Here is a 13,455-nt window from a genome sequence, read left to right on the forward strand (position 1 = left end):
GAAACTTGAAAAAAGCTGTAAAAAAGGTCTGAAAGCTAAGCGTTTCAAAGCTGCACTCGATACTGATTATGCAGATAAAGTTTTACAGCTTATTTATTGAGCTTACGTAATCTTACCCTGAGCTCAAAACTTGCGTCTTTATATATTTAGTGCATTAATGTAAGTAATATTAAATGATTAAAAGCTGCTGGGTATTAAGCATGGACAAAGGTTTAAACTTTGGTGAATTAACAGGTAAAGGACAATCTGTTCGAAGTAAGTTAATTATAACCTTTATAATTATAGCCTTAGGGCCACTTTGTATACTTACGTGGTTTAGTCTTGAACACGTAAATCGCACCCTTAAACAAAATGCAGACACTGAACTAAACGAGCTCAATAATATAGGTAAGCAATTTGCTGATATTTGGTTTGCGGACCATGTTAAAGACTTATATTTGCTCAGGACACAATTTGATATTAGCCCTGCTAAAAAGCAAAAATTAATCAGTCAATTTGTTGAGCAGTACGACTTTGTTAATAATGTAGAGCTTATTGATGTAGACCTCGTTAATTCACTCCCCACATCCCCCTTTTTTAATGTTATTAAAGATCAACGCTTTAACGACATTCGTTCTGGTATTAAAAATACAGGAGAAATTCAATTTCAGTCAATGACTGTCTCAGGGCGTGAGTATCATATTATTGGTTTACCGGTATTAAATGACGAAAATAAGTTACAAACCATATTGCTCGCAGATATAAATTTAAACGGCTTATTGAATAATCTAAGTAAAATACACACAGCTAATAAAGACATAACATTTTATGTTATGCACAATAATAAAATTCAAAAGAGTAATAATACAGACGATGCCCAACCACTATTTTTCTCTCAGAATGGCTCACCAACACAACGTGTTTTTTCTTATAGTAATAAAGATGAAGCCACTTTATATGGGTATATTAATTCTTTAGAGTTTTTAAATGAATCTGGTTGGCAATTACTTGTATCAAAACCAAAAGACGTTGCATTGCAAGGGTCTAATTATTATAAGCAGCTCGCTATATTAACAAATATGGGGGCGTTACTACTTATATTAACGTCGTCGTGGTGGTTTGGTCGTCGGCTTTCTCGTCCTTTAATTAACTTAGCTAAAATTGTTGAAAACATCACCAAAGGTGATGTGGTTAAAGTGCCAATAATAAACGACAGCATAGAGTTTAATCAGCTTTCATTAGGCCTGCGTAAGTTAGTGGCCGTAAAAGCAGAACAGCAAAGCATACTGCAAAAACAACGCTCTGCACTTCAAATTGCATTAAAACAATTAGCTGAGCAAAAAAGCGCATTAGATGAACATGCCATTGTTGCAGTAACTGATCTGCATGGCACCATTACTTTTGTAAATAAGAAATTTTGCGAAATTAGTGGCTATGATGAATATGAATTAATAGGTCAAAACCATCGTATTTTAAATTCAGGAAAGCACGAAAAAGAATTTTTTAAAAATATGTATAAAACCCTCAAACGCGGAGATGTATGGAACGGGCAAATATGCAATAAAGCGAAGCATGGTGGTTTTTATTGGGTAGATACGACCATTGCGCCATTTTTAGATGAAAGCGGTAAACCGCAAAGCTATATTGCTATTCGTACCGATATGACATTTCTTAAACTGCAAGAACTAGAACTTGAGCAGCATAAAACACAGTTGCAGTTAGTGATAGATACAACTGCTGTAGGTATTTGGGATTGGTATATTGATACTAACGTAGCTGTTTTAAATAACCGTTGGGCTGAAATTATAGGGTATAAACTGAGTGAAATAGAGCCTTGTACAATACAAACTTGGTATAAATTTATTCACCCAGAGGATTTAATTGAATCAGACTTAAAGCTAAAAGCGCACTTTGCTGGTGAAACAGATTACTACGAAAGTGAAGCGCGTATGAAGCATAAAAATGGCCACTGGGTGTGGGTGCTTGATACAGCTAAAGTGGTTGAATGGAATAGTGATGGTTCGCCTAAGCGAATGATAGGTACTCACTTAGATATCTCAGATAAAAAAGCAACTGAACTTGAACTGCAAGGAAGCCGAGATAGATTTGCATCTTTGGTATCAAATATACCGGGTATTATTTATCGGTGTAAATTTGATGATAAATTAAGCACACTTTATATGAGTGAGCAAGCAAGTGAGATAACAGGCTATTCACCTGATGAGTTGATAGGCAATGATGCTCTAAGCTTTTTTGATTTAATATGCGAAGACGATTCTAAAAAAATAAAAGCTGAAATTTTACGCTGTGCCAGTGCTAAGCAGTCATGGTCTGTTGAGTATAGAATTACAGCTCGCGATGGCTCTTTGCATTGGGTAAATGAAAAAGGCCAAGCAATTTACGATGAAACTGGTAACGTTTTGTATTTAGATGGATTTATTTTAGATATTACAGAGCGATACAATACGCAATTAAAAATAAATCGTCAGCAAAGCTTGCTAGAGTCAATGAGTAAGCAAGGGCAGATTGGTGCATGGGAAATTGACTTAGAAGCACATACTCTTTATTGGTCTGATGAAGTTAAAGTTATCCACGAAGTACCAGAGGGATTTGAGCCGAGGATAGATACCGCAATTGATTTTTATAAACCAGGAGTGCACCGAGATACTATAAATACTTTGTTTGAATGCGCAGTAACATTAGGTGAAAGCTGGAGTGTTGAACTTATTATTTTAACCTATGCTGGGCAAGAACGCTGGGTTAAATCGATGGGGCAAACAGAGTTTAAAGATGGTAAATGTGTGCGTGTTTTTGGCTCATTTCAAAGTATTGACGCACATAAACGCCTTGAACTCGAAAGCGAAAAAGCAAACCGCTATAACAAAAATTTAGCCGCGCTTACAGTCGCACCTGAAGTGCAAAATAGTGATGTAGAGCAAGTTAAAAAGCTAGCGGTTAAATCTATGTGTGAAGTGCTAAATATTGCACGTGCGTCGGTATGGATTTTTAACGAACAACGAGACGTGATGGCGTGTCATAGCTTATATATAGATGGGCAAGGGTTTGTAGATACAGATGCTGTTTTAACTGCTAAAGACTATCCTGCATATTATAACGCCATTTATGAGCAAAACTTAGTGGCTATTGATGATGTTTATACTCATCCGGCAACTGTTGATTTTATAGAAGCGTATGCAAAACCACTCAATATTAAATCAATACTTGATGCAGTTATAGCAACAGGCGATGGTAATTTAGGTATTTTATGTGCTGAAACTGTTGGCGAGCACCACTATTGGACGCAAAGTGAAGAAACCTATCTTCGATCATTAGCTACTTTAGTGGGCAGTACGTTGGTTTCTCAAAAACGAAAAGTAATTAGTGAAGAGCTTAAAGTTGCGCTTGTAAAAGCAGAGGATGCAGCTATTGCTAAGAGCCAGTTTTTAGCAACGATGAGTCACGAAATAAGAACGCCAATGAATGGTGTACTCGGTATGCTAGAGCTTGTTCAATTAGAGTCATTACCTAAACCAATAGAAACTAAAGTCGATATAGCCAAAACAAGTGCACATTCTTTATTGGGTGTCATTAACGATATTTTAGATTTTTCTAAAGCTGAAGCGGGTAAAATTGAGCTTGAAGAAATTAACTTTAATGCCCGCGATTTAATTGGTGAAGTTGCTGCCGCGCAAGCATTTACAGCTCAAGACAAAGGGATTGAAATAATTTTAGATTTGGTTGCACTTGAACCTTCGCAGTTATGCGGTGATCCTGGGCGAATTCGCCAAGTACTTACTAATTTACTAAGTAACGCCGTTAAGTTTACGAGTAAAGGCGAGGTTGTTGTAAGTGCGAAAGTTAATAAAGTGGCTCAAGGCTTAGAATTTATTGTCAGTATAAAAGACTCAGGTATAGGGATCAGTTTAGAAAAACAGCAGCAATTATTTACTCCGTTTTCTCAAGTAGATGCATCAACAACGCGTGAATACGGGGGCAGTGGCTTAGGGCTGGCTATTTGTAAGCAGCTTTGTGAGCTAATGGGTGGGGCAATTTCTCTTAGTAGTGAAGCCGGCGAAGGAAGTACCTTTACTGCCACTATAATGCTGACCCCTGGCGATCAAAAAGAGCGTTATATTCCTAATATTAATATGAAAGAGTTAACGGTTTTAGTTGTTGATGATAACGAAACAAATCGGATAGTAATTTTACAACAGCTTGAGCATTGGGGCGCTAAGGTTGCGCTTGCATGCGATGCACATCAAGCACTTGATATGTGCGCGCAGCAATATGAAAGCAAAAATTGTATGTACGATATTGCAGTGCTTGATATGCAAATGCCAGGAATGGACGGCATAGAGCTTTGTAAAGCACTAAAAGCACATGCACATTATAAATCAATGCCACTTGTAATGATGACTAGTATTGCTGGTATGGAAGGCGCTCAGCGTTATTCTGACGCTGGCTTTCAGGCATATTTTCCTAAACCTGTGACCACTGCCGATTTAATTTCTGCACTGTCGGTTATAACGAGTAATGATGCAGGCGAGACACTTCCACTTGTTACGTCAGGCTATATTTCGTCACTTAAAAAAGAAAAGGTGCAGGAATCTGCCCAAATACTACTTGTAGAAGATAATCCCATTAACCAACAGGTGGCTAAATTAATGCTCAAAAAGCTTAATTGTGACGTTACGATTGCCGGGAATGGTCAATTGGCAATTGATATATTAAAAGCGCATGATTCAGGATTCTTTAAGCTTGTACTTATGGATTGCCAAATGCCAGTTTTGGATGGCTTTGGGGCAACTGCAGCTATACGCGAAGGGGTCGCGGGTGAGCAGCACAAAAATATAAAAATTATTGCCATCACTGCTAATGCAATGGACTCCGATAAAGAGCGCTGTATAACTGCTGGAATGGATGATTACTTGAGTAAACCTATTCAATTAGATATTTTAAAAGATAAATTAGAGCTGTATATTTAAGGTCAAAATACAATGAGTAAACCCGTTATAATACGTGATGCAAAACCAAGTGACGCAAAAACAATTTTGCACTTTATTACCGAACTTGCCACATACGAAAAAGAACCTGATGCGGTAAAAACAGATGAACAAGCAATTCTAGATACTTTGTTTAGCGAAGGATCAACCGCGCACAGCATAATTTGTTTAGAAGGCGATGAGCCAATTGGTTTTGCAGTATATTTTTATAATTACTCTACCTGGTTAGGTAAAAATGGCCTGTACCTAGAAGATTTATATGTAAGCCCTGATAGTCGTGGCAATGGTGCAGGCAAAGCCATTATGAAGCACTTAGCTAATAATGCGATTAGTAATAACTGTGGCCGTTTTGAATGGGTGGTCCTTGATTGGAATAAACCCGCTATCGATTTTTACAATAGCATTGGTGCAAAGCCACAAAACGAATGGATTATATATCGCTTAACAGGGCAGGAATTATTAGATTTCGCTAAATAGTTAATGAAAATCATTTGCATTTGCGTTGTTGGGTGTGTAAGTTAAATACACACTCAATAATTAAATGTGCAGATGATTATATGATCTCAAGTCAAAAACAGCCCCAGCCAGATCTACTCTATCTTGAACAAGCATTAAGCCCTTGGCAGTCGAACATAATGCAAGGTAATTATGCATTTGAACAAGGTGCTTTACTCGAAGCACGCGATAAATACTTATTAGCCAAAACACTCGCAGATCATCTCCTTCAGCAGTTTTTATACGCTCAGATTAATAATAATGCCATTCATGCTATTGAGCATTGTATACCCGCACTTGTTGTTGCTTCACATAATTTAGCTGATACCTATATTGCTATGCAACAGCCTGAAAATGCATGTAAATGGTTATGCGAAGTACACTTAACACTCTCTTCATTAATTAAGCATACTCATTACGATATACAAAAAGTGAGTAAGCATCATTACATTAAAACTTCCTCTGAACTTGTATCATTTGTACAGCGTTATCCTTCTTTTCCAGAACTGATTGAGCAAGTGAATTTTTGCTTATGCTCTAAAGACTCAACAAACAGCCTGCTACATTAAAATAAAGGAGTAATTTATGGCGTTTACCTTGCCAGCACTTTATTATGAATACGATGCGCTTGAGCCTCATATAGACAGTAAAACAATGTATATTCATCATACTTTACATCATCAAACCTACATAAATAAGGCTAATATAGCATTAGAGAACACTGAATATGCCAACGTAAATGCTGAGGAGTTACTTATTAATATAAGTAAGCTGCCCACTCAATTGCAAAAAGCGGTTCAAGAACACGTAGGTGGGCACTTTAATCACAGTTTGTTTTGGCAAGTAATGAGCCCGCAAGGAGGTGGTAAACCTGAAGGTATTGTGGCCCAAGCTATAAATGAGCAACTCGGCGGTTTTGATGAATTTAAAGAGGAATTTACAGCCGCTGCAATTAGCCAATTTGGTAGTGGCTGGGCGTGGTTATGCGTCATGCCAGATGAAAAGCTGATTGTACAAAATAGCGCTAATCAAGATTGCCCTTTAATGCAAGGGAATATCCCTATTTTGGGACTTGATGTATGGGAACATGCCTATTACTTGAAGTATCAAAATAAGCGCCCTGAGTATATCGCTGCTTTTTATAATGTAATTAATTGGACTGAAGTTGAAAAGCGCTACTTAGCTGCTATTAGTAGAGTTCCGAATATGGCTAGTAAAGTGAGTTTTTTTCTATAAGCTAGACTCTATTAGGTTATTTTACAGAGCCGCTTATGGACAATTCACATTGGCAAAAAGCACGTCAGAGCCGCGATCCACGTTTTGACGGGCTTTTTTATGTTGCTGTTAAAAGTACGGGCATATATTGCAGACCAATATGCCCAGCTCCTACCGCACACGAAAAAAACGTCACGTATTATCAGTTTGCACATAATGCAGCCCAAGCTGGGTTTAGGCCATGTATACGATGCAGACCCGATAGCGCACCAGGCAGCGCTGCTTGGCAGGGTACAAAAACCACAGCTCTGAGAGCTAAGCAATTAATTGATCAGCACGATGAGCACGACTGCGAAAAATTAGCAGCTCGTTTAGGTGTAAGTAGTCGTTATTTAAGACAGTTGTTTAAGCAGTATTTTGGCGTGTCGATTACGCAATACCGATTATTTAACCAGTGTCACTTTGCTAAAAAGCTGATTCAAGAAACACATTTACCTCTTACCGAAATAGCATTTGCCGCTGGCTTTAAAAGCATTAGGCGCTTTAATGATGCTTTTTTACAGCAGTTAAATATAGCTCCCTCAAAGCTGCGCAGTGGCGATAAAAAACCAACATCAACACTCACTTTAACGCTACCATTTAGGCCGCCTTATAATTGGCCTGCTTTGCAGGGCTTTTTACAACGGCGCTTGATAAAACCAATGGAGTGGATAACACAAACGAGCTACGGACGTACTTTTGCAAGTGAGGAATATAAAGGAAGCTTTACCGCTGAATTTATAGCGAGTAAAAACCACTTTAGTGTATCTATCAATATAGACAATACGGTGTACTTACAACCCGTTATAAATAATATACGCCGTGTGCTTGATTTAGATGCCGATATTAATTTAATTGAAACGCATTTAAGCGCCAATATTAACAATGCGTTTACAGTGTGTGAAGGGCTCAGACTTCCAGGGATTTGGTCAAGTTTTGAAGCCGGTATAAGGGCGGTACTCGGACAACAAGTGAGTGTTACTGCGGCGCATAATTTAGTAACAAAGTTAGTTGATGAATTAGGCGAAAAAGAGGGCGGTGTTATTTACTTCCCTACGGCTAAAATTGTCGCTAATAGTGATTTTGCATTTTTTAAAATGCCACAAGCACGCAAAAATGCGCTACACAACTTAGCCCAGTTTTGTGCACTAAATCCTGAAAATGACGATTTAGACGAATGGCTTAATTTAAAGGGAATTGGTCCTTGGACAGTAAATTATGCAAAGTTGCGAGGGCAAAGCCAGCCCGATATATTACTTGATGGCGACTTAGGTGTTAAAAAAGCTCAAGCGGCGGCAAACCCTTTCGTACCTGCTAACAGCGCTCCTTTTCGCTCTTACTTAACTTTTCAACTTTGGCAGCAATTATAATGATCATTCAAACATCCATTTCGAGCCCTATAGACGACATAATTATTCAAGCGACCGAGAAAGGCGTGAGTTACGTTGGGTTTTATCCACCAGTTGAACACCCTCATACGCCATTTGAGCAAGTCGCTAACAAGGCGGTGCTTATTTGTGCTGCGCAGTTAAATGAGTACTTTGCAAAAAAACGCACTACTTTTGATGTACCACTTGATACAAACGGTACAGCATTTCAACAAAGCGTATGGCAAGCACTATTAACGGTGCCTTTTGGGCAATCACAAACATACGGCTATATTGCAAACCAACTCAATAACCCAAAAGCAGTGAGGGCAGTAGGTGCTGCGAATGGTAAAAATCCGATTAGCATTATAGTGCCTTGCCACCGAATTATTGGCGCAAATGCAAAGTTAACGGGCTATGCTGGTGGGCTTGATAGGAAACTTTGGTTGCTGAAACACGAAGGATTAATGTAAATTAATTTAACGAATATTTTGTATGTTTAGTTCTACATACTACACTGTAGATTTAGTTTATAAATAAAAATCACTATGAAAATTAGAACGTTACTTTATATTTTTGTTTTGAAGTGTATTGTTTTTTGCGATGGCGTTACGGCCAAAGAATTACTTTTTTGTTATGAAGATAAAAATGCAGCACCACTATTTTTAGGTGTTGATAAGGCTATACCTATTGATCAACCTGATGCCTCAGTTGAGGTTTTAAGTTTATTAGATAAAGCGATTGATGGTGTTGAGATTAAGTTTGTTAGAAAACCATGGCGTAGATGCTTAAGCGATTTAGAATTTAATCGAGTTAATGCTGTTATTGCCAGTTACCGCAAAGAACGAGAAAACCTTGCTGTTTACCCTGTTGATCAGCAAGGTAAGTTACAAGATGACTATGCAGTAAGTGAATTTAGTAGCTGCCTTATAGGGCGTTATAAATTTCATAAAGAATGGGAGACTCGCGAAGTATTTCAAAATAAAGCATTTACGATAGCTATTCCTAATGGCTATGGACTAAATAGCGCGTTGAAAGAAGAACCATTTTTTATTCATAATACGTTTTCTAAAAGCAAAGCTTTTGAGTTGCTAGATAAGGGCGTGGTGCAGGCGAGCGTTGATATATGCCAAGTTGATGGTTTAAAAGTGTCGAGTTATCCGTATAAAGGTAATAACGTTAAACCGATTTACCCACCGTACGAAACAAGCCATGGTTATCTTATTTTTTCAAAACAATTCTACGAAGAAAATAACGCTCTAAGCTTGCAAATGTGGCAGTGGTTATCAAAATTTGAAAGTGCACCTATCTATATTAAATATTTACAAACACTTAGGGCCTGTTTATCTTTCGAGGTTGAATTTGCAGCAGACTGTTTGGTATTTAGGTAAGGCAGAGCCTATATATGTGGTTATTCCCCATAAATAGGCGATAACGCAGCATAAATGCCAAACATGCGCTGCCCGAAGGGTTCTGCCTAGGGGCAATTTACTCTTTGTTGCCTACATGGATGTAGGTAAGGGGCGTGAGCAGGACGCGGAAGCTTTGCTCGGTTTTTACTTAGCCCGCTAGGTTACAAACCTCACGCCGCGATTAAATAGCCCCTAGGTTGAACAAATTTTAATCCTGAAAGGTCAGCAGGCCCTAATAACCTCGTTAAATTCGCGTTTGTAAATTGGTATTAATTTAATATTAAGGTAGCATAAGCGCACTTTTTATAAAATGGCACTGCAATGGCTCAATTATACTTTTACTACTCTGCAATGAATGCAGGTAAATCAACCACGTTATTACAATCTGCATTTAATTATAAAGAACGTGGCATGGAACCTGTGATCCTTACTGCTGCCATTGATGATAGACAAGGCGTGGGTAAAGTATCGTCTCGTATTGGCTTGCAAGCAGATGCGCATGTATTTGATGCTAGCAAAGATGTTTTTGATCTTATTCAATCACTCAACAATGATAAAAAACGCCATTGTGTATTAGTTGACGAGTGCCAATTTTTATCAAAAGAACAAGTAATGCAATTAACCGATGTGGTTGATGAATTAGGTATACCGGTATTGTGTTATGGCTTGCGTAACGACTTTAGAGGCGAGCTATTTATAGGGTCGCAATATTTGCTTGCGTGGGCTGATAAGTTAGTTGAGCTTAAAACTGTATGCCACTGTGGACGTAAAGCAAACCATGTACTGCGTACCGATGAAAATGGTGAAGCAATAGCCGATGGTAACCAAGTAGAAATTGGCGGCAATGACCGATATGTTTCGGTATGCCGCAAACATTATAAAGCCGCGTTAAATATGGGCCGACAAAGCATTTAAAAATGTATCAATATCTTCGCGCGTAATATCTAAATGCGTTACTAGCCTAAGCTGCTTGCTTGGGCTAAATAGTATACCTTGTTGTTTAAGTGCCTCAGCAATCTCTTCAATGTTTATACTGCTAGTGTATGTTGCGTAAACCATATTAGTGGTGTTACTCATATCTACAGTAAAGCCACTGATTTCACTTAATTGTTGAGCCAAATAACGTGCATTTGCATGATCGTCTTTTAAGCGCTCTACATTGTGCTCAAGTGCAAACTGCCCGGCAGCTGCAAGCATTCCGGCTTGGCGCATACCGCCACCAAGTACTTTTCTCCATCGTCTTGCTTTATTAATAAGTGCTGGTGAGCCTAATAATAAAGAGCCTACGGGCGCCCCCAAACCTTTAGATAAACAAATAGAAATTGAGTCAAAGTGCTTTGTGATTTCAGTGATATCAATATTTAGCTCAACAGCGGCATTAAAAGCACGTGCGCCGTCTAAGTGCAGCGCTAAATTATGCGTATTAACAAAGTCACGAGCTTGGGCTAAGTACTCAAGCGGGAGCACTTTTCCGCCTATGGTATTTTCTAAGCTAAGTAATCGCGTGTTTGCAAAATGGCAATCGTCTGGTTTTATTGCTGCAGCTATTTTACTGAAGGGGATGCTACCATCGGCTTCATTTTCAATAGGCTGTGGTTGCACAGACCCTAAAACAGCTGCTCCGCCACCCTCAAACTTATAATTGTGAGCATTTTGGCCACAAATGTATTCGTCACCTCGCTCACAATGCGCCATTATTGCAAGTAAGTTGGCTTGTGTACCTGAGCTACAATAAAGTGCGGCTTTAAAGTTAAAACGCTTACACGCATAGGCTTCTAGTTGGTTAACGCTTTCATCATCACCGTATACATCGTCACCAACCGGTGCGCTGTACATAATATCGCGCATTGTGTTTGTTGGTTTTGTAACTGTATCAGAGCGAAAATCTATCATGATTGCCTTATCCTTTTTATTGTTTTTAATAAAATTGGTATTAATCAAGCTCGCTACAAATTTGCTCACGAGTGTCTTTATCAAAGTAAGTCCATGCAATAAAGCGGCTGATTTTTTGACCTTGTGCCATATCAACTATTTTATATTGTGCTATTGGGTGGGCTTTTAATACTTCTTCAAGAGCTGCAATATTATCTTTTTTGGATACTAACGACGTAAACCACAGTACTTGCTCTGCAAAGTCTTCGCTCTCTTTAATCATGTTAGAGATAAACTGTACTTCACCGCCTTCACACCATAATTCATTATTATGACCACCAAAATTAAGTGCGCTACTGGGTGTTTTTCCTAGGTTTTTCCACTTACGTTCACTGCCTTTACTTGCCTCTTCTTCGCTTGCATGAAACGGAGGGTTACAGAGCGTTAAATGATATAGATCTTTTTGATTTACAACGCCTTTAAAAATATGTGATGCGTTTTTTTGTTGTTTTAGGGTTATTTTTAAACTATTAAACTGAGCAATTTGCTTTGCTATTTTTACCGAAGCTGCATCAATATCAGTCCCTGTAAAATGCCACTTATATTCACTTGTACCAGTAAGCGGATAAACTAAGTTAGCGCCAGTGCCAATATCAAGCACTTTAATTTGCTTACCTAAAGGTATTTGTTGTTGATTATCATCACTTAATAAGTCAGCTAAGTAATGAATGTAGTCAACACGCCCAGGTATAGGTGGACATAAATTGTGCTCAGGAATATCCCAAAAATCAATATTATAATGTGCTTTTAAAAGAGCTTGATTGAGTGTTTTAACGGCTTTGTTATCACTAAAATCAATACTTTTAGTACCTGCAGGTGTGGTTATAACAAAAGGCAGTAGAGCAGGGTGCTCTGTTGTTAATAAATCGAAGTCGTACCCATTTTTATGTAGGTTACGAGGGTGTAATTTTGAACGTGCTTTATTTTCTTTCATGGCTTCATTTTAACAACAGATATGATGTGGTGATTGTAACAAATGCTGATGAGTAAAGTGCAGACATTTCCTTTGGTATATTTAATATTGCTGGTAGGATGAGTTGAAAATAATAAAAAGGAATAACTGTGGCGATTTCTCAGCAATCAATAATTATCAATTTAGACGCTCACCAAACACTTCATTTACGTCGAATCAGCGATGATAATCAGCAAGGGCCTGTCGTATTTTTTATGCATGGAGCTGTAGAAAACGGTAAAATTTTTTACACCCATTCTAATAAAGGGCTTGCCCCTTTTTTGGCTGAGCATGGGTACCGATGCTATGTGGCTGATTTACGTGGACGAGGTGATAGTAAGCCAATTATTTCGAGCGAGTCCGAATATGGACAAACTGAGTCTATCCTAGAAGACATCCCTACCTTTATTAAGCAAATAGAGTTGATTGAAGGCAAGAAGCCTGACTACTGGGTCGCTCACTCTTGGGGCGGGGTATTGATGAACAGCGCGTTTGCACGTTTTCCAGAGTATATTAATGATGTAAAAGCGTGTGTGTATTTTGGCTCTAAGCGTTCTTTATTTAATAACCATCCTCAAAAATTATTACAAGCCAATTTAATTTGGTATTTTATGGCACCTTTACTTGCTAAAAAACACGGCTATTTAAATGCTAAAGGTTATAAGTTGGGAAGCGATAACGAAACTCAAAAGTCGCATTATCAAAGTATGCAATGGGCTAAAAAGAAGCCATGGATAGATTCTGATGATAATTTTGATTATGCAAAAGCTCTAAACAACCTGCATTTACCGCCAACGCTTCATATTGCTGCGGTAAAAGATAAAGCATTAGCGCAACCAATCGATATTCAAAAGTTTATGGACGAATCAGGGCCTGGCATTCAACAAATGCGAATTTACGGTCGTAAACACGGGCATAATTTTGATTACGATCATATTAATATGCTTACCCACCCAAGTGCGCGTGATGATCAATTTAAAGATTTACTTAATTGGTTTAAAGCACATCTGTAGGATCTGTTGACCTTTCAGGGTTGAACCCAAAAGGCAGCGCATGTTTGG

At 38.3% G+C, this 13,455-nt stretch carries 11 protein-coding genes; 9 read left to right on the forward strand and 2 right to left on the reverse strand.

Annotated features, from left to right (window positions below):
* Positions 1–200 precede the first annotated feature (200 nt).
* The 8 genes from I6F48_RS17070 to I6F48_RS17105 all read left to right on the forward strand — a co-directional run bounded on the left by I6F48_RS17070 (position 201) and on the right by I6F48_RS17105 (position 10,425).
* The gene (locus I6F48_RS17070) at positions 201–4,964 is read left to right on the forward strand and encodes a PAS domain-containing protein (RefSeq protein ID WP_197119906.1); all 4,764 of its coding nucleotides are present in this window, start codon (positions 201–203) and stop codon (positions 4,962–4,964) included.
* 12 nt (positions 4,965–4,976) lie between these two features.
* Positions 4,977–5,459 carry a GNAT family N-acetyltransferase gene (locus I6F48_RS17075; RefSeq protein ID WP_197119907.1) on the forward strand — a complete coding sequence of 161 codons (483 nt, stop codon included), beginning with the start codon at positions 4,977–4,979 and terminating at the stop codon, positions 5,457–5,459.
* Between the two features lie 80 nt (positions 5,460–5,539).
* Positions 5,540–6,046 (forward strand): hypothetical protein, encoded by a 507-nt coding sequence (locus I6F48_RS17080; RefSeq protein WP_197119908.1) that lies wholly within the window; start codon positions 5,540–5,542, stop codon positions 6,044–6,046.
* 16 nt (positions 6,047–6,062) lie between these two features.
* Complete coding sequence (locus tag I6F48_RS17085) at positions 6,063–6,713, forward strand: superoxide dismutase (RefSeq protein ID WP_197119909.1); 651 nt, start codon at positions 6,063–6,065, stop codon at positions 6,711–6,713.
* A gap of 35 nt (positions 6,714–6,748) precedes the next feature.
* Positions 6,749–8,101 carry a DNA-3-methyladenine glycosylase 2 family protein gene (locus I6F48_RS17090; protein ID WP_197119910.1) on the forward strand — a complete coding sequence of 451 codons (1,353 nt, stop codon included), beginning with the start codon at positions 6,749–6,751 and terminating at the stop codon, positions 8,099–8,101.
* A complete protein-coding gene (locus I6F48_RS17095) occupies positions 8,101–8,571 on the forward strand; it encodes a methylated-DNA--[protein]-cysteine S-methyltransferase (protein ID WP_197119911.1) in 471 nt (156 codons plus the stop codon). The genes I6F48_RS17090 and I6F48_RS17095 overlap by 1 nt, the downstream gene beginning before the upstream one ends.
* Before the next feature lie 75 nt (positions 8,572–8,646).
* Positions 8,647–9,489, forward strand: a complete 843-nt coding sequence (locus tag I6F48_RS17100) for an amino acid ABC transporter substrate-binding protein (RefSeq protein ID WP_197119912.1) — start codon at positions 8,647–8,649, stop codon at positions 9,487–9,489.
* Between the two features lie 342 nt (positions 9,490–9,831).
* On the forward strand, positions 9,832–10,425 hold the full coding sequence (locus tag I6F48_RS17105) for a thymidine kinase (protein ID WP_007582344.1): 594 nt from the start codon (positions 9,832–9,834) through the stop codon (positions 10,423–10,425).
* Here the strand turns inward: I6F48_RS17105 and ltaE are convergent.
* Entirely contained in the window at positions 10,399–11,403 is a 1,005-nt protein-coding gene (ltaE, locus tag I6F48_RS17110) for a low-specificity L-threonine aldolase (protein WP_024608839.1), read from the reverse strand. The genes I6F48_RS17105 and ltaE overlap by 27 nt on opposite strands.
* A gap of 40 nt (positions 11,404–11,443) precedes the next feature.
* Positions 11,444–12,376 carry a 23S rRNA (adenine(1618)-N(6))-methyltransferase RlmF gene (rlmF, locus tag I6F48_RS17115; RefSeq protein WP_165741400.1) on the reverse strand — a complete coding sequence of 311 codons (933 nt, stop codon included), beginning with the start codon at positions 12,374–12,376 and terminating at the stop codon, positions 11,444–11,446.
* A 128-nt stretch (positions 12,377–12,504) separates the two neighbouring features.
* Here rlmF and I6F48_RS17120 point away from each other — a divergent pair, with 128 nt between their 5' ends.
* A complete protein-coding gene (locus tag I6F48_RS17120) occupies positions 12,505–13,407 on the forward strand; it encodes an alpha/beta fold hydrolase (protein WP_197119913.1) in 903 nt (300 codons plus the stop codon).
* The last annotated feature ends 48 nt before the right edge of the window (positions 13,408–13,455 follow it).

Origin of the sequence: Pseudoalteromonas sp. SWYJ118, assembly GCF_015864505.1 — a bacterium.
Lineage (GTDB): Bacteria > Pseudomonadota > Gammaproteobacteria > Enterobacterales > Alteromonadaceae > Pseudoalteromonas > Pseudoalteromonas arctica.

Bases quoted from the DNA above. Each gene is read 5' to 3' on its own strand.
- I6F48_RS17070 (WP_197119906.1), top strand. From the start codon at position 201: ATGGACAAAGGTTTAAACTTTGGTGAATTAACAGGTAAAGGACAATCT.
- I6F48_RS17075 (WP_197119907.1), top strand. From the start codon at position 4,977: ATGAGTAAACCCGTTATAATACGTGATGCAAAACCAAGTGACGCAAAA.
- I6F48_RS17080 (WP_197119908.1), top strand. From the start codon at position 5,540: ATGATCTCAAGTCAAAAACAGCCCCAGCCAGATCTACTCTATCTTGAA.
- I6F48_RS17085 (WP_197119909.1), top strand. From the start codon at position 6,063: ATGGCGTTTACCTTGCCAGCACTTTATTATGAATACGATGCGCTTGAG.
- I6F48_RS17090 (WP_197119910.1), top strand. From the start codon at position 6,749: ATGGACAATTCACATTGGCAAAAAGCACGTCAGAGCCGCGATCCACGT.
- I6F48_RS17095 (WP_197119911.1), top strand. From the start codon at position 8,101: ATGATCATTCAAACATCCATTTCGAGCCCTATAGACGACATAATTATT.
- I6F48_RS17100 (WP_197119912.1), top strand. From the start codon at position 8,647: ATGAAAATTAGAACGTTACTTTATATTTTTGTTTTGAAGTGTATTGTT.
- I6F48_RS17105 (WP_007582344.1), top strand. From the start codon at position 9,832: ATGGCTCAATTATACTTTTACTACTCTGCAATGAATGCAGGTAAATCA.
- ltaE (WP_024608839.1), bottom strand. From the start codon at position 11,403: ATGATAGATTTTCGCTCTGATACAGTTACAAAACCAACAAACACAATG.
- rlmF (WP_165741400.1), bottom strand. From the start codon at position 12,376: ATGAAAGAAAATAAAGCACGTTCAAAATTACACCCTCGTAACCTACAT.